The organism is Lacihabitans sp. CS3-21 (assembly GCF_024343675.1).
In the GTDB taxonomy this organism is placed as follows: domain Bacteria; phylum Bacteroidota; class Bacteroidia; order Cytophagales; family Spirosomataceae; genus Leadbetterella.
The window spans coordinates 120,758-144,457 of sequence record NZ_RJUD01000007.1 but is presented as its reverse complement, the minus strand read 5'-3'; the positions used below and the strand labels follow the sequence as shown (position 1 = coordinate 144,457).

Here is a 23,700-nt window from a genome sequence, read left to right as displayed (position 1 = left end):
TTTACCTTTTCAAACATAGCATTTTATTTTACCATTTCAAACATGTTGTCCATGGTTTTTCTTACCTTTTTGAAATTGGCATAGGTGTCAGTTTCGGCTCTGTAACCCAATACCAGCATTACCACTGATTTAAAGCCTTTTTCTTCCAGATTAAGGATTTTGTCGAACTTTAGGGCATCAAATCCCTCCATAGGACAAGTGTCAATTTTTTGTTCTGCTGCCGCCACCAAGGCTGTTCCCAAGCCGATATACGCCTGCTTTGTTGCCCAGGCTTGTTGAACATCTGTTGGTAAAGCTACGATAGTAGTTTCTAAGGTTTTTTTGAAGTCATCGAGGAAACCTTCGGGTATTTGTCGTTCTTCAGCGACAAGGCTGATGTAGTTTTGTATGTATTCTTCGGTAATTTTTAAGGGTACCGTAAATATTAAAACATGTGAACTGCTGCCTACTTGTAATTGGCCATAGGCAGCTTCTTGCAGTTTTATTTTTGTTTCTGGCTTACTCACCACCATCACTTTATAAGGCTGAAGACCATAAGAAGAAGCGGACAAGTTAATTGCAGTTAAAACCATGTTAAGTTGTTCATCAGAGATGCTTTTGCCATTCATTAATTTTGCAGCATACCTCCAGTTTAGGTCGTTTATTAAGCTCATTTATTTGACATTTTTACAAGTATCTGCACAAATTTTACACGCGGCGGCACATTCCTGACAATGTACATTGGTATGCTTTGAGCATTCAGCGGCACATGCTTCACATGCTGCAGCACAAATTTTTGCGAGGGCACTTGCGTGTGGGCTACCTAAACTAAGTAGCTGTGCGGTAGCTGTACATAGGGCGGCACATTCCATATCCAGTTGGATACATGTGGCCATCATTTTGACGTCGGTTTCTTGTAGGCAAGAAGCTGCACAATGGTGGCACAAGGCCGCAGATGCTAGGCAAGCATCAATGGTTTCTTTGTTTTCGTGATAAGTCATTTTTGTTTTTTTTAATGTGAAATGCAGAATTTTAATGAAAGTGAATTATTCAAAGACTATAAATTTATCTCGGTCAGTGAATGAAAAGTCGCAGTGTTTGGGTGCTTTGGTGTAGGTATTGCCACAAGCTGGACAAACATAATATTTCGATGGTAAGCTTTTTAAGGTATTGCTATTGATGTCACCCAAGACTTGTTCAAAGAAAAATTTATGTTTTTGTTCAGTTTTCATGGCATAAGAAAGACTAAGCAAAGCGATTTGATTATCAGCCATTTCAGCAGTTTTTAAAAAGTCAGGATATCTCGTCGTAGCCTCAAATGCCTCACCCTTAATATCATTTGTTAAATTCTCTTTTGTTGATTTAACTGTGTATTTTGGCTTTATAAAGGACACTTTGGCACCTGCATCTTCTATCACCAATTGATGATTGGTAGCATGAATATTCTCGGCAGCTGAAACTGCATTATAGAGTAAAGCAATGTTGTGATAACCTTCAGTCTCAGCTTTTTTCGAAAAGGCTAAATACTTTGCGGTCGCAGTTTTTTCTCCTTGATAAGCCGATTGCATGTTTTTAATAGTCTGAATTCCCGCGTCGTCATGCTGTTTGGTTGTGCCGGTGACTTCTTCTATCTTGTTGTCGCAAGCATATATTGAAACACAAAATATTGAAACTATAGTTAACTTAAAGGCCAGAGGCATGTTTTTCATAATGATGTTGATTTGTATTAAACATGCCGTAAAGCTAGCTTTTAGCATAGCCTTTGGACTTACACAATTGCTTTAAAGGTTTATAAAATTCATACTTTAGCTGGCAGTTTTATCATAGATGAAGATTGTCCTACCGATTTTTCCTAAAACCTGTGGTTAAGAATTGCTAAAGTTTTTATCTGGAGATATTGTACACAATATTTTTCAAGGTAAAAGTGGCATAGGTAAAATCTCCATCGGGGTATGTATAAATGGTTTCGGCGTAACTGGCTAATTTTAAACCATGTATGGGTTTGTATTCTCGCAAGGGGGTACTCCAGGTATGTTGGGTAATGGTATTGTTTTCACCGATTGCATATCGGTCCTCTGAGACAAAATTCACTAACTCTCCTTTCTCATTGAAATATAGCAATGCGTTTATCTTAATTCCATTGTTTGTAAAGGAGGCTTTTACTTTATTTCTTTCTAATTCTAGCCACTCAATACGCTTGTCGATTAAAGTTGCAGGTGCTAATACACACATATCATTGAAAAAAGTGACTGTTTCAGATATGTCCATTTCGTGACCGGCTTTGTATTCCACTTTGAAAATGGAGAATAGTCTAATGTCCATATAAGCAGTGCCGTTTTTAAAACAATGAAAACCCGCCACTGGCATGTGTTTCATGATGGCATCGAGATAAAATAGTCTGGTTGGATTCGCCAAGAAATCATATTGTTCTGAGTTCAGTTTCATCCAAGCTGACTTCTTATCTTTTCTGATTTTTCCCGAAAAACTGGCTTTGAAATTATTGACTTTGGGTTTACCCACTGCACCAGTGTACCGTAAGTATTTTTTGACAGAATGGGGTAAAAATGCTATTTCGGATTCGGTCAGTTTCGATGTTTGGAGGATTTGACTTTGAGACATTCCTGATTTCACTTCATCATTATAAGTTTTTTTGAATTTAATTTGAAAGAGACCTAAGACAACGAATATGAAGATGAGCACATTGGCTATGGTGCCGAACTTCGCTTCTTGCCAATTATTGATGATCAGGAGCTGAGATAAGAAAAGTGCGATGAGTGCAATTAAAACCCAGCTGTCCTTTTTAATTAGATACAAAATTGTGGCAATGATAAATAGCAAGCCTGCCGCGAACCATAAAATGCCCATGGGTTTGGAAATGTCCCTGATCAGTAGTGGCCAAGTGCCATAGTCAAAGGCCTTGGAGAAACCCATGAAATGGATAAGTCCATGAAAAAATGAGACGAAAACGAATGTATATTTGAGCATGGTCTATAATCTAAAAGGTACTATTTCTTTTCTTTTTTAAGTTCTTCAGCTTCACTCAAAGCAATGGCAATTGCCTGTTTGGGATTAGTAACTATTCTGTCGGATTTGCCTGAGTGCAATTCGCCTTCTTTGAATTCGTGCATCACTTGAGCTACTTTTCTTTGCGATAGCGTTTGTTTTTTCATGAGATTTTTTGTTTTTTAAGGAAGTTCACTGGGCTGCGGAATTTGATAGGGTGGATCTTGAACGGGTTCTTCTTTTGGTTTTTCTAATGGATTTTCATCAGGATACAATACAGGAGTTTTTGGGTCAAGAATTGGGTCGAGTTCAGGGAGTTTTTCAGGGTGAGGAATCGTTAGAGGTTCTTTTATCTGATTTTTAATTTGCTGTTTCATGATGGTTTTAGATGAACTTTGGAAATAGATTGTGCAATTTTAGTTATTCAATTATCCCAGTATAAAGGGAAGTTTATTAAATGTTTTTTTTCAAAATAGCCATCTTATTAAAGATTTTAGAAAAAGGTAGTTTTTGATAAAAAAGCTTGTTTCATTATTTTTAAAAGCATTTTAAAAGTGTAAAGGTGGGTCTTTATTTGGTAAAAGATTTACATAAAAATTAGGAAGAATTATGTAATTCACACCTTGAAAAATCTAATTATGATTGTTTTGAATAAAATATGCTAGAAATCAAAAAAATAATGAAAGTCTGTTAATTCCGTAAAACTCATACAATTATTTTTACCTTTTCAGAAAATACTCCTGAAGCTATTTTGAAAATAGAACCTTTTATAAATTAAGGGTAGTGAGCGTAAGATTCTTTGAATGAGGATCGGCACAGAACAATTAGCTGGGTAGAGTTTAAATTAAGAGTTAGGTTGTTACTGACACTATCATAGCTTTTTAACCCAAAAAAGTACCATATTTTAGCATTAAATCAATAGAAAACAGGATTTAGTTTATATACTTTTGCTTCAGAATAAACCCCAAGAATTAATGTCCGATCCAATAATCATTATGCTCATCGGAATGTCCATCGTTGTAGGTGGCATTATAAAATTCAAGTTGCATCCGGTCCTTTCATTGCTTTTGGCCGCTATTGCTGTAGCCTTACTTACGCCGATGGCATCTGTGGAGCAATTTTTTATTGCAAAAGGTGGTTTAGAGGCCGATGCTTTAAAAGCAGCTCACAAAAGTATAGGAGAGCGAATAGGTATTGAATTTGGCAATACTTGTGCAAAAATAGGTATTTTGATAGCCATGGCGGCCATCATAGGTAAAGCAATGCTCGATAGCGGTGCAGCCGAAAAAATCATCCGAGCAATGCTAAAAATAACAGGTGAAAAAAATGCCCCAATTGGATTTATTTTAAGTAGTTTTTTCTTGACCATTCCTGTTTTTGTAGATACCGTTATTTTCTTAATGATGCCATTAGCCAAAGCAATGGGAATGCGATTAAAGAAAAATTATTTGCTTTTGGCACTTTCAGTAATTGCTGGAGCTGTTATGGCAAATTCCTATGTTCCGCCTTCGCCCGGGCCATTGTATTTGATCACGGCGATGAATGTACCGATTGGCTTGATGATGGTTTGCGGTTCACTCTTAGGACTTTGTACCATCACTATCGGCTATTTTATAGCGGTTTATCTCAATAAAAAGTTTGATACTCCATTACGTGATTCGCCCGACGCTCGCTTGGAAGATATCAAGGCCATTGCCGAAAAAGACGATAAAGAATTGCCTGCTTTGGGCTGGGCTTTATTGCCTGCTCTGTTTCCTTTGGTCACTATTTGTATTCGCTCGGGTGTGGAGGCTTTTCATAAATCTGATGGACCACTGACTAGTTTTCCAGTTGTTAATAGCTTAATAGATCTCGTTTTGTTCTTTGGAGATAAAAACATTGCTATATTAATGGGAGCCATTTTCGCATTAGTGGTTTTAGCAAGACAGAAAAAAACTACCAAAGAGAAACTTTCGGCATTTGTTGGGACTGCTTTAATGAGTGGCGGAGGTATCATTCTAATTACCGCCGCAGGTGGAGCTTTTGGTGGAATGTTGCAACAAACGGGTATTAGTAGCCGAATTGCAGACCTAACAAAGGATTATCAAATGGCCTTAATTCCTTTGGCGTTTTTTATTACTATGGTGGTGCGTACAGCACAAGGTTCGGCAACGGTGGCTCTCATTACAGCTTCAGGAATTTTAGCAGGAATGGCTCAAAATGCCAATCTTGGGTTTCACCCTGTTTATTTATGTTTGGCCATCGGAAGCGGTGCCAAACTTATTCCATGGATGAACGACGCAGGTTTTTGGATTATGTGCAAAACTTCGAACCTTACTGAACAAGAAGCTCTCAAAACGATAGCCCCTATGCAGAGTTTGATGGGTCTCGCAGGTGTAATTCTAACCATGATAGCAGCTTGGATTTTTCCGATGGTTTAGTTGGTGTTTGGTTGAATGGTAACTGGTTGACTGGTTATTAGAATGATTATGAATCATTCTTAACCGATTTACAAGTAATCAGCAATTAAAAACCAGTGAAAATTATAAGTAACCAGTAACTAGTACACCAGTAATAAGTATCAAATACACCAGTAACCAGTAACTAATATATGAGTAACAAATATACCAGTAACCAATACACCAGTCACCAATAACTAATCAACCAATATACCAATAACAAATCCACCGGTAACCAATAAACTATGATCAAATGGAAAATATAGTAATAAAAACAAACCCAAATGACAATGTGGCCATCGTAGCAAATCCAACAGGTTTGAAAAGGGGTGCGATTATTTTGAATTCTATTGTTCTTGAAGAAGATATTCCGATGGGCCATAAAGTTGCCTTAAAATCTTTCAACGAAGGTGAAAAAATCATTCGTTATGGAGAAATTATAGGTTTTGCAAATAAAATCATTGAAAAAGGAAGTTGGATAAACGAAAGCAATATCAGTATGCCAGAACCTCCAAACTTAGCGGATATTTCTTATGTTCAACCGACTTTTCCAGTATCAGAATCATTGAAAGATTTTACTTTTCAAGGATTTAAGAATTCCGACGGAAGCGTTGGAACAAAAAACCTTTTGGGTATCACAACAAGCGTTCAATGTGTAGCGGGAATTACGAATTTTATAGAAAATAAAATCAGAAAAGAGCTACTGCCACTTTACCCTAATGTGGATGATGTAGTAGTTTTTAATCATAGTTATGGATGCGGAATTGCGATTGATGCCCCCGCAGCCATTATTCCGATTCGGACCATCAAACACATCGCACAAAATCCGAATTTTGGCGGTGAAATTATGATTATAGGTTTGGGTTGTGAGAAATTAAGGCCTGAAAGGCTTCTACCAGATGATGATGGGCTTCGGCTTCGCTCAGCCCACGAAACAGATACTGAGCGGAGTCGAAGTATTCTTTACCTCCAAGATGAATCGTTCGAGGGTTTCTACGAAATGGTGGATGGTATTATGGAGATGGCCGAAAAGCATCTTCAAAAACTCAATCAGCGAAAAAGGGAAACCTGCTCTGCAGCTGACTTGGTCGTAGGAATACAATGTGGAGGAAGTGATGCTTTTTCAGGTCTGACAGGAAACCCAGTTTCTGGCTTTGCCGCTGATTTGATTGTAAAAGCGGGCGGAACTGTATTTTTCTCCGAAGTTACAGAAGTGCGTGATGCCATACATTTGCTCGTTCCTCGCTGTGAAACTGAAGAAGTTGCCCAAAAACTCAAAGACGAAATGGCTTGGTATGATAATTATCTAAACCAAGGCAAAGCCGATAGAAGTGCCAATACAACCCCCGGAAATAAAGGTGGAGGATTGAGTAATATTGTAGAAAAAGCACTCGGTTCGATCGTAAAATCGGGAACGAGCCCGATTGTCGATGTAATTTCGCCAGGGGAAAAGATTCGTAAAAAAGGATTAAATTTCGTGGCTACACCCGCCAGTGATTTTGTTTGCGGAACACTCCAATTGGCGGCTGGGATGAATATGCACGTTTTCATTACGGGTCGTGGTACGCCCTATGGACTTAATATGGTTCCTGTTATAAAAGTAAGTTCAAACACAAAACTCGCCAACCGCTGGCACGATTTGATAGATTTTGATGCTGGCCCAGTGGCTTTCGGACAAAAAACTATCGAAGAAATGGGTTGGGAATTGTTTCACCTAATTCTCGAAATAGCCAGTGGTGAAAAGAAAGTAGCAACCGATAAACTGGGGCTTTATAATGATTTGGTTTTGTTTAATCCAGGGCCTTTGACGTGAAAAATAGAACACAGATTACACAGATATTGAAAATAGCACAGATTTACACTATAATTATAAAAAATCTGTGTGAATTCGTGCTGGCAAAGCCATCCGTGTCATCTGTTTTCTCATAAATATAATACAAAATGAAATTTCCAAAAATCAAAGAATTCCATATTACACCCATTGCGGTGGTTGACCCGCCTTTGTTAAATGCCGCTGGGTTGCATGCTCCTTATGCTTTACGCACGGTTGTCGAACTCGTAACAGAAGACGGCATTAGTGGCGTAAGCGAAATACCAGGTAACATCGAAATAGATAAAGCACTCGAAAAAAGTCGACAGTTTGTTATAGGCCAAGATCCTTTTCATTTGAATCAAATTCGTGATATATTAGCCGCAAATTTCGATTCAGAAGACACCATCAAAAGAGGTGATACGCCTTGGGATCAACGTACTTTGGTGCATATTTTTAGTTCTATTGAGGTGGCTTGTTTGGATATTGTCGGTAAAATCGTAAATAGACCAGTAGTAGATTTGTTGGGTGGCAAACGCCGTGACCGCGTACCATTTTCAGCCTATCTTTTTTACAAATATGAAGGTGCAGGTGGCGAACTAGAGTTTGGGACAGATCCAACTGCCATAGGTTGGGATGCCGCTCGACAAGCTAGTGCCCTGAACCCAGCGGAGATTGTATCCCAAGCAAAAGCCATGTGCAAAGAATTTGGTTTCCAGTCGATTAAGCTCAAAGGGGGCGTGTTTGAGCCACGTCAAGAAGTCGATGCGATTTTTGCCTTACACGAGGCTTTTGGGAAAGATACACCTTTAAGAATTGACCCAAATGCCCTATGGACTGTTGAAACTTCCATCAAATATGGCAAAGAAATGGCAGGTGTCATTGAGTATTTGGAAGACCCATGCCGTGGACAAGAGAACATGGCATTAGTTAGAAAAGCATTGAAAACACCACTGGCAACCAATATGTGTACCACTTCTTTTGAGGATATTCCGAGGAGTTATTCTTTGGGTGCGGAAGACATTATTTTATCTGACCATCATTTTTGGGGTGGCTTGCAAGATTCTATGAAACTGGCAGCTATTTGTCAGACCTTTGGGCGAGATTTATCTATGCACTCTAATTCTCACTTGGGTATTTCATTGGCTGCAATGGTCCATTTGGGTGCAGCCATTCCTAATTTCAAATATGCCCTTGATACACATTATCCATGGCAGTCAGATGAAATCATTTTGGGCGGACGTATGAAGTTTGAAGAAGGAGCGGTAGCCGTTCCGAATGGTCCAGGTCTAGGTGTAGAACTCGACCGAGTTGCACTGGCAAAACTACACGAAAACTATAAAAAGTGCGGTCTAACCAAACGAAACGATGAAATAGAAATGCAAAAAGTACAACCAGAATGGAAATTTAAGGCAACTAGGTGGTAGACAGGTTATTGGTGTATTGGTTACTGGTGGACTGTTACTGGTAGACTTTTACTGGTATGCTGGTTGATTAAAACTGGTAATATCATTATCTTATAATTAAAAAAGCCATAACAAATGCACAAATAACCAGTAACAAATAACGATTAACAAATAACCAAACAAAAAAATGGAACTATCAAAAATAAAATCATCGCTCGAAGACGGGCTTCTTTCTTTTCCAATAACCGATTTCGACGAAAAGGGCGAGTTTAATGCTGAGACCTTTGCCAATCGTGTAGAATGGTTCGTGAGCCACGATGTTTCTTCGGTTTTTGTGGCAGGTGGAACCGGGGAGTTTTTCTCAATAACAGCTGCAGAATACGAACAGATTGTCAATATTTCTGTAAAAGTCGTTGCTGAACGAGTACCAGTTATTGCAAGTGCTGGTAAAAGTGTTTCAGAAGCAAAAATATTCACCCAAATTGCCGAAAAAGCAGGTATACATGCCATTTTGCTTTTTCCTCCCTATTTAACAGAATGTCCGCAAGATGGTGTGTATGAATATGCCAAAGCTATTATGCAAAACACTTCATTGCCAGTCATTTACTATAATCGTGGCAATGGTGTTTTATCAGCAGACTATATTAAAAAACTGGCTGATGCTTGTCCAAATTTCATTGGTTTGAAAGATGGTACGGGTAATATGCAAGATTTGAACGATACTATCAAAACAGTCGGAAAACGTCTTTCCTATATTGGTGGAGTGCCAACGGCTGAGATTATTGCTGAAGCTTATCTATCAATAGGAGTAAATACGTATTCGTCAGCAGCTTTCAACTTTGTACCTGAATTGGCCAATAAATTTTACAAAGCATTGCGTGCTGGTGATAATGCGACAGTTGAAGAAATTACAAAGAAGTTTTATATTCCTTTGGTCAGATTGCGTGGCAAAAAGAATGGCTATGCAGTAAGTTTGATTAAAGCAGGAGCAAAGTTGATAGGTAAAAGTGCAGGTGATGTGCGTCCGCCACTTATGATGCCCACTGAGGCTGAAGTGGCTGAATTAAAGAAAATTATAGAGCAAAATACATAGTTTTTCTATTTGCATCATTTTTTCAGAATGCTTGCTTTCATACTTTCAGTCGATCAACGTGATTTTATGAATGAAATATTTAAATCCAAAAAACGCTTGATTGATTTCAAGCGTTTTATAAGGATGAACATTTAGTTTTTTTTCTTAAAATGTTTATGTTTTCAACTTGAAAATATTCTGATTTTGTTTTGTCAAACCTTTTCTAAAGCTCTTTCTAAAAATAATTTTATAAAGTTGAATCAAAAACAAAGGAATAAAACTTGCTAAAATCGAAACTATCCAGATTTTGGTCGGTAAAAAATCTAAGCCCAAAACCAAACGCATTTGAGGGGAAATAAAGACTAAAATCATAAAACCAGTACAAATCACGACTGCCAACCACACGTATTTGTTTTTGGTGATGTCATTTATGAAAACTTTTGAATCAAAAGCCGACATGTTGAAAACATGAAATAGTTGTGCAAAAGCCAAAGTTATAAAGGCTACATTATTCGATATTTTGTCATCAGGTGTTATGTATTGTTTGCAATATACTACCGCGGCGGCCACCGAAAAAGTAATGATTAAAGCATAAATTCCGATTTTTATCCAATCTTTTTTATCTACAATTGGTTTTTTGGCATCAATTGGCGGTTTTTTCATGACGTTTTTATCTCCTTTTCCTAAGCCAAGGGCTAATGCTGGAAAAACATCCGTGACCATATTCAAAAACAAGATTTGCAAAGGTAAAAGTGTGGCTGCAGGAGCTAGAAAACCCAACAATGTCACAATAAAAATCTCACTCAGATTGCAAGAAACTAGATAAACAACAAACTTACGGATATTCTGAAAAATAGCTCGACCGTTAGCAACCGCCGCGACAATAGACTTGAATGAATCATCTTTGAGTACAATGCTGGCGGTTTCTTTGGCAACTTGTGTTCCACGAAGTCCCATCGCAATGCCGACATCGGCTTTTTTTAAGGCAGGGGTATCGTTTACACCATCACCCGTCATGGCGACAATATTACCATCTTTTTGAAAAACATCGGCAATTTCGAGTTTTTGTTGGGGAGTTGTTCGTGCAAAAATCGCCGTTGCGAGAATCTTGATTTTCCAATCTTTTGTCAGTGATTTCATTATCGGCAAATCTTTCCCAATGATGAAATTTTGCTCAGTTTCTTCAACTAAACCCACTTTTTTTGCAATATTCAGAGCTGTGAGTGGGTGGTCGCCCGTAATCATTACGACTTTTATTCCTGCATCTTTGCATGCGTGAATGGCTGATTTGATGTCGAGCCTTGGAGGGTCAAGGAATCCAATCATTCCGAGAAATACCAATTCTTTCAGATAATCATCTTTGCCAAAATCTTTGCCTTCACGATTTGAAAAAGCCAAAACCCGTAATCCATCTGCGGCCATTTTTTCTGAGGATTTTAAAATACTTTTTCTTGATTTTACGTCTAAATCTTTGATGTTTTCACCGATTTGTATTTTTGTGCATTTTTCGAGCAAACTTTCAACCGAACCTTTTGCGGCTACTAGAAATCCGTCTTGACTTTTATGTAGTGTAGCCATTATTTTGGTTTCGGAGCTAAACGGCATCTCCGATATTCTATCGTATTGGGATTTTATTTCATCAATGTTTAGGTCTGAAGCATTTGCAAATTGAATCAAAGCAATATCTATAGGGTCGCCGATTAAGTCTTTTTTGCCAGCTTTTTTAAAGCTTGCGTCATTGCACAAAGCCCCGACTAATCGTAGTTTTTCAAAGTTTTGTTGGCTTTTTTCAATTGCTCCATCTTTAAATACTAGAATTTCTTTTTCTATGCTCACTTTTCGGTTTTCTTCGGGAAAAGCCAGCGTTTCCACATATATTTTATTTTCGGTCAATGTTCCTGTTTTGTCAGTCAGAATTACGTTCGTGCTTCCAAGGGTTTCTACTGCAGAGAGTTTTTTGACGATTGAATTGCGTTTAGCCATCAATAACATGCCATTTGCCAAAGCCACCGTTGAAACAATCGGTAAACCTTCGGGAAAGGCCGCAATTGCCAAAACTATGGAAGTTTTGATGATGATTACCCAATCTTTACCTTGAATAATTCCTGTAATAGCAAAAATCGCTGTCAAAATGATAGTTAGCCAAATGAGGGTTTTACTTAAAACAGCCAATTTTTTATCAAGTGGAGTAGCGGTTTCGGTCGATTTATCCACCAATGAGCTAATTTTTCCGAGTTCGGTATTTTCAGCAATATTTGTAATAATCGCTTTTCCTGTGCCATTCATAACCGATGAACCTTTAAAAACCATATTTTGGAGGTCGCCCAAATCGGTATCTTTAGGTAATTTTTCAATGTTTTTCTCGGAAGGAAGTGACTCGCCCGTGAGGGAGGACTCATCACATTTTAGCTGATTTACAACCAATAATCGCCCATCGCCAGGAATCAAATCGCCGGCTTCCAGCATGACAATATCGCCCAGTGTTAGGTTTTCAGCAGGAATTATTTCTACTTTTCCTTCACGTAAAACTTTGGTTTTTATGATGTCCATTTCTTTCAACGCTTTCATTGAGCTGCGGGCTTGCATTTCCATCAAAAAACCAATCATGGCATTGACTAAAATCACGACCAAAATTGCGGCAGCTTCAATCAAATCCTTGAAAAATAGCGAAACAACCGCCCCAAAAATCAACAAATACACAATAGGACTTTTGAATTGCTCCAAAAGAATAAACCATGGATTTTTTGGTTTTTGAGAAGTGTATGCATTCAATCCATATTTTTTTAAGCGTGCAGTTGCCTCGGATTTACTGAGGCCAACATCGGGATTTGTGTCAAAATCTCTTAAAACTTCCTCAATAGCATGTGTGTGAATGTCGTGGTTGGGGAATTTATTTTTCATTAGGCTGTATATTTGTTTAAACTAATTTTTCAAACAAAAAATTAGTGGCTGTTTCTTTTGAAAAGCCACTAAATATAATTTATTCTACTTAATTATTAAAATTCGTCTTTTATCTTACTTTTTCAAAATTTGAGACGCTTATTTAACATTGTCAGGATTCAATAAATCGTAGAATTGATCGAGTTTAGGCATTAAAATGATCCGTGTGCGACGGTTTTTTGTACGACCTTCTGCTGAGTTGTTGCTTGCCAATATATTGTATTGCCCACGACCTGCCGCAATTAATTTATTGGGGTCAATATTATAGTTTTCTTGCATAACTCTTACTACGGATGTTGCACGTTTTGCACTCAAATCCCAATTGTCCACAATACAGTCGTTCTTGATGGCAACATTATCGGTGTAACCTTCAATCATTACTTCAAGTTCTGGTCTTGATTTGATAATTAAAGCTATTTTTTCAAGAACAGCATTTGCTTTTGGGGAAATTTTCGAACTGCCCGAATTGAATAGCATTTTATCTGAAATGTTAATAAAAACCACAGTTTTGTCCACTTTGATCTCAACATCTTTATCTTCTATGCCATTGCGTAGTACGCTTGTAAGGTTCATGGCCAAGGCTAAATTAATCGAGTCTGCTTTGGTTTTGGCAGCCATCAGTACATAAATATACCTGTCTTTGTCTGCCATTTGAGACAAGGTTTTATTGATATTATCATTGGCTTTTTTAGATAATACAGTCAAATTTCCAACCGCATCAAGTTGCTTGTCACGCAAATTTTTAAAATCTAATATTTGCAATTTAAGTTCGTCAATCTGCATGTCACGCTGTTGCACAGTACCTAAAGTTAGATTTTTTTGACTTTCTGATTCTTGCTGCATTCTGGTCATTCCTGCAAGCTTATCTTTGCAATCTTGGACATTATCACCACATTTAACCAAGTCTGTAACGGAATTGTCATAGCGAATTTGTAGAGCTGCGTATTTCTTTTTGGTCACGCACGATGTTAGGGATAGTCCAATGCTCAATGCGAACAGGAGTTTTAAATGAGTTTTCATATGATGTTGTTTTGTTATAAAGAATGATTTTTTTATTACAAACATTTAATGCTCATTTATTTGATTTATCCAAAAATCCGTAGATTTAAGGGATTAAATATCCTTTAATTGACACATTATAAGCGGTTTGCGAATAGCGTCAAAGGTAGCTGTCTTCAAGTTTTGTATGTTATAGAATTTGCAGTATACCTTATATTATTCACACGTTTGAAAGAATAGAAAATCAAAGGCTTATTGTATGACAGAATAACTTAACTTGAAATCACATTGAGTTTTCTAATTTGAGGTGAGATTGGTTTGGAACCAACCTAATACCAACAATTGAAAAGGCTGGCAAGAAGTTTTCGATTAAGGAAAGAGAGAAGTTTCTAATTGAATAATTAATTTATAAAAAAAACGTAACGTATTAATTTCTAATACATTACGTTTTTAATTGGTGTTTGTGCAGAGAGGAAGAGATTCGAACTCTCGGTGCCTTGCGACACACACGCTTTCCAAGCGTGCTCCTTAAGCCACTCGGACACCTCTCTGTATGGGATTGCAAAGTAAAGTATAAATATTGAATTTTTATATACTTCTTTCCCCTGAAATATCTTTCTCAAGCAAATTTTTAACCGCCAAAATCTCATCACTTTTTCCCAAAGCCCACATCAATTTTGTAATAGCTGCCTCCAATGTCAAATCAGAGCCAGAAATTAAACCCATTTCTTTCATTTTTTGACTTGTTTGGTATTTGCCCATAATAACCCTGCCACCAGTGCATTGAGAAACATTCAAAATGATGACATTATCTCTTAGTGCTTTTTCCAAAATCTCCAAAAACCATGTTTCTGAAAGTGCATTTCCAGATCCGTATGTTTCCAAAACAACCCCTTTTAAGGATTTTTGATTGAAAAAGTTCTGTACAAATGCCTGATTGATACCTGGGAACAGCTTCAGTATTCCGACATTGTCATCAATATTTTTGAAGAATTTAGGTGCTTGATTTTTATCTTGGATTTTTATATTCAGAAAATTGTACTCTATGTTCACGCCTATTTCTGCCAAATAAGGGAAGTTTTCCGAATCGAAGGCATCAAACTGGCTGCTTTCTCTTTTTTTTGCCCGGTTTCCTCTTAAAAGCCTTCCATTAAAATAAATACATACTTCTGGCACAATAGATTTCTCATTTAAAGTAGAACCTGCTATTTGAATGGAAGTGATAAGGTTTTCTCTGGCGTCTGTTCTTGGAATACCTATCGGAAGTTGTGCTCCTGTAAATACCACCGTCTTTGATAAGTTTTGAATCATAAAACTCAAGGCAGAGGCCGAATACGCCATAGTGTCAGTTCCATGCAAAATCACAAATCCTTGGAAATCGCTATAGTTGTTTTCAATTATTTCTACCAATTCTATCCAAATTTTTGGAGAAACATTGGAGGAATCAATAGGATTGGGTAGGGCCAAAAAACAAAGTTCAAGATTTAATCGGTTCAGTTCGGGTATATTTTCTACAATCTGCTCAAATTTAAACGGCACCAAACTCCCCGTAGAATTATCATAAACCATCCCAAGCGTTCCTCCAGTATAAATGATAAGTACTTTTGGAGCATTTTCTGCCAAAGAATTTATTTTTAGTATCTGGTATTTATTCATCTTTTTCGTCTAAAAACATTTGATAAGCACTTTTTAACTCTTTAAGTGCCTTTTCTTTTTGTAATTTTTCGGCCAATTTTATACCCCATAGATAGGTCTTTTCTGCTTCTCTAATTTGGTTTGTTTCGAAAAATAACGCAGCTGCATGGTAATAAGTGGGAAGATAATCGGGGAATTCTTTAAGTAATTTTTCAAAATATTGAATTGCCTTATCTTGTTGGCTATCTTTATATTCTATAGCTAATGCATATAGATTAAAAGGGTCTTCAGGATCTAATTCTATCTGTTCTAATAAAAATTTAATTCGTTCGGCTTGCATACTATTTTTCTAGCTTTTACATTTGTAATTGTTATGCATGCATACTATTATTTGTGTTTCGAAAGTATAAATGCGTACATTGTTTAGGTTTTCAAAATTAACAATATAAATTCAATCTTTATGAAAATACTGGTTTGTATTTCGAGTGTGCCAGACACGACCTCAAAGATTTCTTTTGAAGAAAATAATACCAAATTTAGTAAGGGAGGCATTCAGTACATCATTGGGCCTTATGACGATTACGCACTTGCAAGAGGGGTGGAGTTGAGAGAAACCCTCGGTGGAACTTTAACGGTGCTTAATGTTGGCTTAGCAGATGCCGAGCCACAGATTAGAAAGGCATTGGCCATAGGAGCCGATGATGCGGTGCGAATCGACGCAGAACCAACTGATTCGTTTTTAGTTGCCTCAGAAATTGCCAATTATGCCAAAGACAAGGGTTTTGACCTAATTTTGATGGGACGTGAAACCACCGATTACAACTCAGGCGTGGTGCATGGCATTGTCGGAGAGTTATTGGGAATTCCTTCTTTTTCACCAGTAATGGAGTTAAAGCTTGAAGGAAATACAGCTACTTTGGCGAGAGAAATAGAAGGAGGAAAAGAAAAATTAGAAGCCAGTTTACCTTTGGTGTTGGGTTGTCAAGAACCCATTGCTGAATGGAAAATACCCAATATGAGAGGTATTATGTCAGCCAGAACCAAGCCTTTGGCGGTGATAGCACCAAGTTCTGAAGCATTGACCAACATTGATAAATTTGAATTACCAGCTCCAAAAGGTGCCTGTAAAATGATATCTGCAGAAGATGCAGGTTCATTGATAAAATTATTGCAAACAGAAGCTAAAGTTTTGTAAAACCTTTAAAAAGAAAACATTATGAGCGTTTTAGTATATACCGAATTGGCCGACGGTCAATTTAAAAAATCATCTCTAGAAGCCATTTTTTATGGTTCAAAAGTGGCTGCCCAAGTTGGGGCCTCTATGACAGTTTTAGCCATTGGAAGTGCCTCTGACGACGAATTGGCAAAAGCGGGAAATTTTGGTGCTACCAAAGTTTTACATGCCAATGCTCAGAATTTGACTTCTGAAAACATCATGGCTTACAGCAAAGTGTTGTCTGAAACTGCGAAATCTCTCTCTGCCAAAATTGTGATTTCCGCAAAATCATCTTTGGCTGATGCCGTTATGGCCAGAGCCGCCGGAGCTTTAAAAGCTGGATTGGTCGGAAACGTGGTGGAATTACCTGAAACATCAAATGGTTTTAAGGTTAAAAGAAGCATTTTTACAGGAAAAGCTTTTGCTGAAACTTCTATAAATAGTGAGGTTAAGTTTATTGCTATTAAGAAAAATGTTTTGCCGTTGGAAGAATCCGCAAATGCGGCTACAGTTGAAAAACTTTCAGTTGATACTGGAAGTCTGACCGAAAGTTCGAAAGTGTTAGAAACGATAAAAGCGTCTGGGACAGTTTCTTTGCCTGAGGCGGATTTAGTAGTTTCCGGCGGAAGAGGAATGAAAGGCCCTGAAAATTGGCAGCCACTGTTAGATTTGGCAGAAGCATTGGGAGCTGCTACGGCTTGTTCCAAACCTGTTTCGGATTTGGATTGGAGACCTCACCACGAACATGTGGGTCAAACAGGTGTCAAAGTTGCTCCAAATCTTTATATCGCTTGTGGTATTTCGGGTGCTATTCAGCATTTGGCGGGTGTAAACTCATCAAAAGTGATTGTGGTTATCAATAAAGACCCTGAAGCTCCATTTTTCAAAGCAGCAGATTACGGCATTGTAGGTGATGTTTTTGACGTATTGCCGAAGTTGACAGCTGCTGTTAAGGCTTTATAATAGAATTTTTTTTAGTGTTTAAGCCTCCATTTGGAGGCTTTTTTGTTTTTATTGCGTCTAAAGTAGAATTTAACCATATTTATTATCAAGTTTTCTGAATTCTTATCATACAAAAAATCATAATAATCAAAATAAAATTTAAATTTGTAATTGGTAGTTTTCGTTAACTTTGTTAGTTGTACATCTTTTATATAAAAAATGAAATTGAGAGGTTTTATACTTCTATTTTTTAGTATAAGCCATTTTATCTATTCGCAAGAGGTATTATGGGCGAATAAAGTATTAGAAAAATCTTCAGAAACAGTTGATGAAATTTACTCACCAAAAAACAGGGCGATACAGATTTTAAATAAACCCAATGTACTTCCTCAGACGGTCAGTTCTCCTTGCAGTTGGCGTCCAACGGGTTCTGGATTTGGAGAAGATTATATAAAAGTTGGTTTCGAAAAAGCTATAAAGGTTAAGCAGATTATAATTGGCGAAACCGTAACTCCAGGAGCGATTGGAAGGATTTTTGGATATTCTAAAGACAATACTGAAATTCTCCTTTATGAAAATCGAGATCCAGCTCCGAGATTGAGCGGCCGACTTTGGAATATTATTATTCCTGAAACACAAGTTGAAATCAGTGCTGTCAAGATCCTGATTGTGCATTCGCTCAACAAAGGTTTGAAAGAATATGACGCCATAGGCATCTCAAGTAGCGACCACCCTTTTGTAGCCAAAATAAATGTGGCAGAAAATTTACCGCCCAACCTAGAAAAAGAAAATCTTGGGATTAACATCAATTCCAAGTATGGAGAAGTAGCCCCAATCGTTTCTCCTGATGGTAAGTTTTTGTATTTTACTAGGTTAAATCACCCTGAAAATACAAAAGACAAATCAGGGAAAAATGACAAAGTTTTAGAAGTTCCTCAAGATGTTTGGGTTTCCAAATTGACAAAAAATGGAACCTGGGATATAGCAACTAATATAGGAGAACCCATAAATAATTCTGCTAATAATGCAGCCGCGACTATTTCTGCCGACGGAAAGAGTTTATTTGTTTTGAATGTATATCTTCCCAATGGCAAGTATGTGGCTGGTTTGTCAAAAGCAACCATGAAAAATAAAAAATGGGAGCTACCTAAGCAAATCCGGATTGTAGATTTTCAAGCATTAGAAGTTTATGATGAGAAGGTTAAAGTAAAGAAAACCGTTACGGAGTATGCCATAAGCTCGGATGAAAAATATTTGGTAATGGGACTTAGAAGGTCAGATACTTTTGGAGATAAAGACCTTTATGTATCTTTTAAAACCTCTGATAACAGCTATGCTAAACCCATAAACCTTGGTCAGATTTTAAATTCCGCAGGAAATGAAGGTTCTCCCTTTTTAGCTGCTGACAATAAAACTTTATATTTTAATTCTAATGGGCACCCAGGCTATGGAGATGCAGATATTTATGTAACCACCAGACTCGATGAGTCATGGACAAATTGGTCAGAACCTGTAAATTTAGGTCCTGTGATAAATTCTCCAGAATGGGATGGCTACATTACTATTCCTGCTTCTGGAGAGTTTGCCTATTTCAGTTCTTTGAAAAATTCTTTGGGATCAGATGATATTTTTAAAATTAAGCTATTTCCAAGCATAAAACCCCAAGTGGTGATTATGTATGATTTTCAGTTTAAGGATAAAATGACCAATAAATTAATAATGCCCCAGATAAGGTTTGAAGCTTTAGATCAAGTCAAAGACAGCACCAGTATTGTGAACTGGACATTTGATGAGGAAACTTTGTTGAACAAGTCAATTTTAAGTACTGGCAAAAAATATGAATTAACCGCTACACTAGGAGGTTATGGAGATTTTAAGGTCATCGTAGACTTAAGTAAGGAAACTAAATATAAAGAAATTAAGGCTGTTTTTGATTTGCTGCCTTTGGTAGAAGGGCAGAAAATGGTTCTTCAAAATTTGTTTTTTGATCAAGGAAAATCAATTATCAAGGATGAATCTTTTGAGGAATTGGAAAAAGTAAGGAAAATGATGACAGAAAACCCTCAAATGGAAATTTTATTGGAAGGCCATACTGATAATCAAGGAGATATGTTTAAGAATATCAAGTTGGCTGAAGATAGGGTACAGGCAGTAAAAGAATATATCACCAAAGATGGTACTATTGATAAGAAAAGAATTGCTATAAAATCTTGGGGCCCCTATAAACCTGTAGTAAGGAATTCTACAGAAGAAGCTCGAAAGAAAAACAGAAGAGTGGAATTTACAATCACCAAAATGTAGTATTTTTGTAAGCTAAATGATACTTATGAGCCCAAAACTCCTACTTGTAGTTCCTTGTTATAACGAGCAAGAAATTTTACACCAAACAAATCAAAAATTAAATTTATACTTTGATCAACTTCTAGAGCAAAATAAAATTGACTCAGAGAGCAAAATTTGTTATATAAACGATGGAAGTAAAGATGTCACTTGGACAATAATAGACGAAATTACCAAAAGCAATTCTAGAGTTTTGGGGATAAAATTAGCCAAGAATTTTGGACATCAAAATGCTGTATTGGCTGGGCTTTTTAGTTTTATTGACCAGTACGACTGTTATGTCTCGATCGATGCTGACCTTCAAGACGATATAAATGCCATTGGAGAGATGGTCGCAAAATATTCAGAAGGTAATTCTGTAGTTTATGGAGTTAGAGAAGACAGGTCTTCGGATACGTTTTTCAAGAAATTTACTGCCGAGCTATTCTACAAAATAATGGATAAACTCGGAGTTCCAGTGGTTTTTAATCATGCCGATTTTAGATTAATAGATAATAAGGTATTAAAGGAATTTGCCAATTTTAAGGAATATAATATGTTCATTCGGGGCATTATTCCTACCATTGGATTTCCTTCTGACAAAGTTTATTACAAGAGACTAGAAAGAGAGGCAGGCGAGAGCAAGTATCCTTTTAGCAAAATGTTGGCATTCGCTTGGAAAGGAATTACCTCGTTTTCTACCGTTCCAATGAGAATGGTATTGTGGTTTGGCATAATCAATTTTATTATTTCGGTGATAATTGGCCTATTTGTACTTTCAAGCAAACTAAGAGGAGTTGCGGTTTCAGGTTGGACGTCAATTGTACTTCCAATGGCATTTTTTAGTGGCTCAAATATGATTGCCATTGGCCTTATCGGAGAATATATCGGTAAAATTTATGAAGAAGTTAAAGGCAGGCCAAGATATATTATTGAAAAAATTTCTGGTGATGATGCTCATCAAAACCGTAATTCTGGACGATGAGAAAATATGGTCTTTTGATTATTTTGGTTGTTTTGGCTTCCTATTTTAGGTTCTCAAAATTAGACAATAGAGGGCTTTTTACGGATGAAAAATTCACCCTATTAAATGCCAATGGTATTTGGGTTGGAGGTGGCAATCAGTTGGACATTTTCAACAAACCGTACTTTACTCCTCAAGATTTTTGGGCCTCAAAAAACATCAATGACTATTTTGAGGCAATTGCCCATTCCGATTTCGGTACACATATTGTTTATAACGGAATTCTTCATTTTTGGATGGAGTTGTTTGGAAACAGTGATTATTCTGTTAGGTTTTTAAGTGCATTATTTAGTTTGCTCACGGTCGTAGTGGTTTATCTATTTTCTTTGAAAGTTTTTCAAAGTAAAACTATTGCATTTCTTTCTGGGTTTTTACTAGCTTTAGATCCGCTAAATATAGCTCAGAGCCACATTGCCCGAAGTTATACACTTTCTTTTTTGTTGGTCATTTTGGCCACTTATTATTTTATTGAAATATTCAGGGGAAATAAAAAAGCGAGTATTTTTATTATTTACTCAGCATTAATTGGCTTAGCCCTTCTAAACCATTACCTTAATTTTTTGGTACCTCTTAGTCACGGATTGGTGTTTTTGTTAGCAAAAAACAAAAAACATCTTTGGTTTGGCTTTATATCTGCGGCTATATTTAATGTGCTTTTGATGCTATATTGGTTCAATTGGGGCGGTGGATACATTGCCATGGATTTCTTGAAAGATAAGAATGAGAAACATTTGAAGCTTGCACAATTAAATGTCAATAAGCCTGACGCGGCTATCCAATTAAGTACACCTAATTTAGTGGCAAAGAAAACTATTGAGTTGGTTTACGATTCAAGTATCATTACTCAAGGATTGTTCATAAAATTAAATTCTGGTTTAAAGAATGTAGCGATTACTTATTTGTTTTTCGTATTACTTTTGGGAGCTTATTATTTTAAAAATAAACAAAAAATTTATGTTTCTTTAATTGTCTTAGCTATAGGATTATTGGCTATCAATCATCGTATTATGGAAGATATTGTGTTGGCCAATTGCTTCTATTTTATAGTCTTTTTTGCAATAGAGTATATTTTTAAACAGCCGAAGGAATCTTTCAGTCAATCCCAATTTATTCTTTTGGCAGTTTCTCTCTTGATGTTCATTTTGCCGATACTTTTTGTCGTAAACGACGCACTAAAAAATGGACATACTACAAGTTTAACACATAGATATATCGGAGTGGCTTCACCATTTGTGGCCATATTGTTAGGTTTTGGAATATACCGATTATTGAAATTTTCAAAAATGGCTTTTGTTTTATTAGCATTCGTTTATGTACATCAGTACAAGCCTGTTAAGTTCGAAATTATGTCTTATTTTGAAGACAAATCAACCATGAATGCTTGGTTTGAGCCTGCTAGAGTTCCAAATCCTTATCTCCATGCTGCAGCATCTATTCTTGAAAAGTATGAAATAAGTGATACACTTTACATTCCTGGCGGTTACAGTGAGGTTTATGATCAAGTGTTTGACAACAAGAAATTGGTATATTTAAATGATGCCCAATATTTGAACCTTTATCTGCCAAAAAAGTCAAATATTCCAGAAAAAATTGATGTAAACGAACGTGATAAAGTATTTTTGAAAAAAGAAAATGGGGAAAAACTTCTTATTTTTGATTTTGAAGGTACAAAATACAGATATTGATGAAGATACAAATCGTTTTTCCTGTTTACAATGATTGGGAAGCCCTCAAACTTTTATTGACTAAAACAGAATCTATTTTTAAAAATAAAGACACGCAATTGTCCTATTTGGCAGTTGATGATTGTTCAAGTTTACCTTTTGATTCTACAAGTTTTAAAGAATTCGACATAAAGGTTATTCACCTGATGAGTAATCAAGGGCATCAAAGAGCGATAGCCATTGGGTTAGCCTATCTGGCTGATCACAACGAAGCCGATTTGGTATTTGTCATGGATTCTGACGGAGAAGACCAACCAGAGCATATTGTTGATTTAATGGAGAAATCTAAAACTTCGCCAGACAAAATAATTTTTGCTCAACGGAAAAAACGCACGGAGTCATTTGCATTTAAATTGTTCTATTTGGTTTACAAGTTCATCTTTAAGTTTCTTACCGGGCATGTGATAACATTTGGAAATTATAGCTTAATACCTGCGTCAAAAATCAAGAAATTGGCCAATGTCTCTGAAATATGGAATAACTATCCAGGGGGAGTAATCCGCTCAAAATTGCCTTTTGATTCTGTCCCTTTGGATAGAGGGGTAAGGTTGGCAGGGAAGTCAAAAATGAATTTTACTTCATTGATTTTACATGGTATGAGTGCAATATCTGTTTTTTTAGATTTCACGGCTGTAAGGATTCTTATTTTTGCGAGTATCATGGTTTCATTCTCGGTAGTTGGAGCCAGTATTGCAATTTATCTTAAATTTGTGATGCACCAAGCTACTCCAGGTTGGGCTTCAAATTTGGTCATGGGCTTTTTTATTGTATTTATACAAGGCTTCTTTATCGCTTTATTCATATTGTTTATGGTCTTGAGCTCTAGGCGATACAATAGTTTCATTCCGTATTTTGGGTATAAAAAATTCATTGATTTTATTGAATAATGGAACATTTAAATTTTGAAGAATTTCTAACTACAAAAAAAATCGATTACACCAGGTTTTTGAAAGCCGAACCTATTGTGTTTTCACAATGGAAGCAGGATTATGCACAAATGCACATCGAGAGTTTCGTAATGCAAAAGAAGTTTTTAATAAATTCAATTAGAAGAAAATATATTCTTCGTTTTTAAAAGGATTCTTTGAATTTTGTTGCCAGTAATATCTTAAACATGACCAAAATCATGTTTCTTGATGATTCCCTCCATGCTTTTCTATATCTGAATATCGGATTTTTGTAATCGTAAAACC

At 36.6% G+C, this 23,700-nt stretch carries 20 protein-coding genes and 1 tRNA gene; 10 read left to right on the top strand and 11 right to left on the bottom strand.

The window, feature by feature from the left end:
* Positions 1-23: 23 nt before the first annotated feature.
* The 6 genes from EGI24_RS06810 to EGI24_RS06785 form a co-directional block, all read right to left on the bottom strand.
* Positions 24-653, bottom strand: coding sequence for an NAD(P)H-dependent oxidoreductase (locus EGI24_RS06810; protein WP_255047611.1), 630 nt, complete (start codon positions 651-653; stop codon positions 24-26).
* The gene (locus EGI24_RS06805; protein ID WP_255047610.1) at positions 654-980 is read right to left on the bottom strand and encodes a four-helix bundle copper-binding protein; all 327 of its coding nucleotides are present in this window, start codon (positions 978-980) and stop codon (positions 654-656) included. It lies immediately after the preceding gene.
* A gap of 45 nt (positions 981-1,025) precedes the next feature.
* Positions 1,026-1,736, bottom strand: coding sequence for a rubrerythrin family protein (locus EGI24_RS06800; RefSeq protein WP_255047609.1), 711 nt, complete (start codon positions 1,734-1,736; stop codon positions 1,026-1,028).
* A 127-nt stretch (positions 1,737-1,863) separates the two neighbouring features.
* The gene (locus EGI24_RS06795; RefSeq protein WP_255047608.1) at positions 1,864-2,964 is read right to left on the bottom strand and encodes a DUF6544 family protein; all 1,101 of its coding nucleotides are present in this window, start codon (positions 2,962-2,964) and stop codon (positions 1,864-1,866) included.
* A gap of 20 nt (positions 2,965-2,984) precedes the next feature.
* Positions 2,985-3,149, bottom strand: a complete 165-nt coding sequence (locus tag EGI24_RS06790) for a DUF6496 domain-containing protein (protein ID WP_255047607.1) — start codon at positions 3,147-3,149, stop codon at positions 2,985-2,987.
* 15 nt (positions 3,150-3,164) lie between these two features.
* Entirely contained in the window at positions 3,165-3,359 is a 195-nt protein-coding gene (locus tag EGI24_RS06785) for a hypothetical protein (protein WP_255047606.1), read from the bottom strand.
* 597 nt (positions 3,360-3,956) lie between these two features.
* Here EGI24_RS06785 and EGI24_RS06780 point away from each other — a divergent pair.
* From EGI24_RS06780 to kdgD, 4 genes are all read left to right on the top strand, one after another.
* The gene (locus EGI24_RS06780) at positions 3,957-5,402 is read left to right on the top strand and encodes a GntP family permease (RefSeq protein WP_255047605.1); all 1,446 of its coding nucleotides are present in this window, start codon (positions 3,957-3,959) and stop codon (positions 5,400-5,402) included.
* 271 nt (positions 5,403-5,673) lie between these two features.
* Positions 5,674-7,233: a galactarate dehydratase gene (garD, locus tag EGI24_RS06775; RefSeq protein WP_255047604.1), complete on the top strand. Its 1,560-nt coding sequence runs from the start codon at positions 5,674-5,676 to the stop codon at positions 7,231-7,233.
* Between the two features lie 128 nt (positions 7,234-7,361).
* On the top strand, positions 7,362-8,657 hold the full coding sequence (locus tag EGI24_RS06770) for a glucarate dehydratase family protein (protein WP_255047603.1): 1,296 nt from the start codon (positions 7,362-7,364) through the stop codon (positions 8,655-8,657).
* A 166-nt stretch (positions 8,658-8,823) separates the two neighbouring features.
* The gene (gene kdgD / locus EGI24_RS06765; protein WP_255047602.1) at positions 8,824-9,729 is read left to right on the top strand and encodes a 5-dehydro-4-deoxyglucarate dehydratase; all 906 of its coding nucleotides are present in this window, start codon (positions 8,824-8,826) and stop codon (positions 9,727-9,729) included.
* A 153-nt stretch (positions 9,730-9,882) separates the two neighbouring features.
* Here kdgD and EGI24_RS06760 read toward each other — a convergent pair whose 3' ends face one another.
* From EGI24_RS06760 to EGI24_RS06740, 5 genes are all read right to left on the bottom strand, one after another.
* The gene (locus EGI24_RS06760; protein WP_255047601.1) at positions 9,883-12,609 is read right to left on the bottom strand and encodes a cation-translocating P-type ATPase; all 2,727 of its coding nucleotides are present in this window, start codon (positions 12,607-12,609) and stop codon (positions 9,883-9,885) included.
* 138 nt (positions 12,610-12,747) lie between these two features.
* Positions 12,748-13,668 (bottom strand): OmpA family protein, encoded by a 921-nt coding sequence (locus EGI24_RS06755; protein ID WP_255047600.1) that lies wholly within the window; start codon positions 13,666-13,668, stop codon positions 12,748-12,750.
* Between the two features lie 445 nt (positions 13,669-14,113).
* Positions 14,114-14,198, bottom strand: a tRNA-Ser gene (locus EGI24_RS06750).
* A gap of 37 nt (positions 14,199-14,235) precedes the next feature.
* The gene (locus tag EGI24_RS06745) at positions 14,236-15,303 is read right to left on the bottom strand and encodes an asparaginase (protein WP_255047599.1); all 1,068 of its coding nucleotides are present in this window, start codon (positions 15,301-15,303) and stop codon (positions 14,236-14,238) included.
* A complete protein-coding gene (locus EGI24_RS06740; RefSeq protein ID WP_255047598.1) occupies positions 15,296-15,622 on the bottom strand; it encodes a tetratricopeptide repeat protein in 327 nt (108 codons plus the stop codon). Before EGI24_RS06740 ends, EGI24_RS06745 begins: the two co-directional genes overlap by 8 nt.
* 120 nt (positions 15,623-15,742) lie before the next feature.
* Here EGI24_RS06740 and EGI24_RS06735 point away from each other — a divergent pair, with 120 nt between their 5' ends.
* The 6 genes from EGI24_RS06735 to EGI24_RS06710 all read left to right on the top strand — a co-directional run bounded on the left by EGI24_RS06735 (position 15,743) and on the right by EGI24_RS06710 (position 23,394).
* Positions 15,743-16,477, top strand: a complete 735-nt coding sequence (locus EGI24_RS06735) for an electron transfer flavoprotein subunit beta/FixA family protein (RefSeq protein ID WP_255047597.1) — start codon at positions 15,743-15,745, stop codon at positions 16,475-16,477.
* Positions 16,478-16,498: 21 nt separating this feature from the next.
* Positions 16,499-17,461, top strand: coding sequence for an electron transfer flavoprotein subunit alpha/FixB family protein (locus EGI24_RS06730; RefSeq protein ID WP_255047596.1), 963 nt, complete (start codon positions 16,499-16,501; stop codon positions 17,459-17,461).
* A gap of 198 nt (positions 17,462-17,659) precedes the next feature.
* On the top strand, positions 17,660-19,741 hold the full coding sequence (locus tag EGI24_RS06725) for an OmpA family protein (protein WP_255047595.1): 2,082 nt from the start codon (positions 17,660-17,662) through the stop codon (positions 19,739-19,741).
* A gap of 25 nt (positions 19,742-19,766) precedes the next feature.
* Positions 19,767-20,744, top strand: a complete 978-nt coding sequence (locus EGI24_RS06720; RefSeq protein ID WP_255047594.1) for a glycosyltransferase family 2 protein — start codon at positions 19,767-19,769, stop codon at positions 20,742-20,744.
* On the top strand, positions 20,741-22,468 hold the full coding sequence (locus tag EGI24_RS06715) for a glycosyltransferase family 39 protein (protein WP_255047592.1): 1,728 nt from the start codon (positions 20,741-20,743) through the stop codon (positions 22,466-22,468). Before EGI24_RS06720 ends, EGI24_RS06715 begins: the two co-directional genes overlap by 4 nt.
* Positions 22,468-23,394, top strand: a complete 927-nt coding sequence (locus EGI24_RS06710) for a glycosyltransferase (RefSeq protein ID WP_255047591.1) — start codon at positions 22,468-22,470, stop codon at positions 23,392-23,394. Before EGI24_RS06715 ends, EGI24_RS06710 begins: the two co-directional genes overlap by 1 nt.
* Positions 23,395-23,700: the final 306 nt, after the last annotated feature.

Coding starts and splice junctions, on each gene's coding strand:
- EGI24_RS06800 (WP_255047609.1), bottom strand. CDS start 1,736: ATGCTAAAAGCTAGCTTTACGGCATGTTTAATACAAATCAACATCATT.
- EGI24_RS06735 (WP_255047597.1), top strand. CDS start 15,743: ATGAAAATACTGGTTTGTATTTCGAGTGTGCCAGACACGACCTCAAAG.
- EGI24_RS06795 (WP_255047608.1), bottom strand. CDS start 2,964: ATGCTCAAATATACATTCGTTTTCGTCTCATTTTTTCATGGACTTATC.
- EGI24_RS06755 (WP_255047600.1), bottom strand. CDS start 13,668: ATGAAAACTCATTTAAAACTCCTGTTCGCATTGAGCATTGGACTATCC.
- EGI24_RS06725 (WP_255047595.1), top strand. CDS start 17,660: ATGAAATTGAGAGGTTTTATACTTCTATTTTTTAGTATAAGCCATTTT.
- EGI24_RS06730 (WP_255047596.1), top strand. CDS start 16,499: ATGAGCGTTTTAGTATATACCGAATTGGCCGACGGTCAATTTAAAAAA.
- EGI24_RS06720 (WP_255047594.1), top strand. CDS start 19,767: ATGAGCCCAAAACTCCTACTTGTAGTTCCTTGTTATAACGAGCAAGAA.
- EGI24_RS06780 (WP_255047605.1), top strand. CDS start 3,957: ATGTCCGATCCAATAATCATTATGCTCATCGGAATGTCCATCGTTGTA.
- EGI24_RS06710 (WP_255047591.1), top strand. CDS start 22,468: ATGAAGATACAAATCGTTTTTCCTGTTTACAATGATTGGGAAGCCCTC.
- EGI24_RS06740 (WP_255047598.1), bottom strand. CDS start 15,622: ATGCAAGCCGAACGAATTAAATTTTTATTAGAACAGATAGAATTAGAT.
- EGI24_RS06760 (WP_255047601.1), bottom strand. CDS start 12,609: ATGAAAAATAAATTCCCCAACCACGACATTCACACACATGCTATTGAG.
- EGI24_RS06805 (WP_255047610.1), bottom strand. CDS start 980: ATGACTTATCACGAAAACAAAGAAACCATTGATGCTTGCCTAGCATCT.
- EGI24_RS06790 (WP_255047607.1), bottom strand. CDS start 3,149: ATGAAAAAACAAACGCTATCGCAAAGAAAAGTAGCTCAAGTGATGCAC.
- EGI24_RS06715 (WP_255047592.1), top strand. CDS start 20,741: ATGAGAAAATATGGTCTTTTGATTATTTTGGTTGTTTTGGCTTCCTAT.
- garD (WP_255047604.1), top strand. CDS start 5,674: ATGGAAAATATAGTAATAAAAACAAACCCAAATGACAATGTGGCCATC.
- EGI24_RS06810 (WP_255047611.1), bottom strand. CDS start 653: ATGAGCTTAATAAACGACCTAAACTGGAGGTATGCTGCAAAATTAATG.
- EGI24_RS06785 (WP_255047606.1), bottom strand. CDS start 3,359: ATGAAACAGCAAATTAAAAATCAGATAAAAGAACCTCTAACGATTCCT.
- kdgD (WP_255047602.1), top strand. CDS start 8,824: ATGGAACTATCAAAAATAAAATCATCGCTCGAAGACGGGCTTCTTTCT.
- EGI24_RS06770 (WP_255047603.1), top strand. CDS start 7,362: ATGAAATTTCCAAAAATCAAAGAATTCCATATTACACCCATTGCGGTG.
- EGI24_RS06745 (WP_255047599.1), bottom strand. CDS start 15,303: ATGAATAAATACCAGATACTAAAAATAAATTCTTTGGCAGAAAATGCT.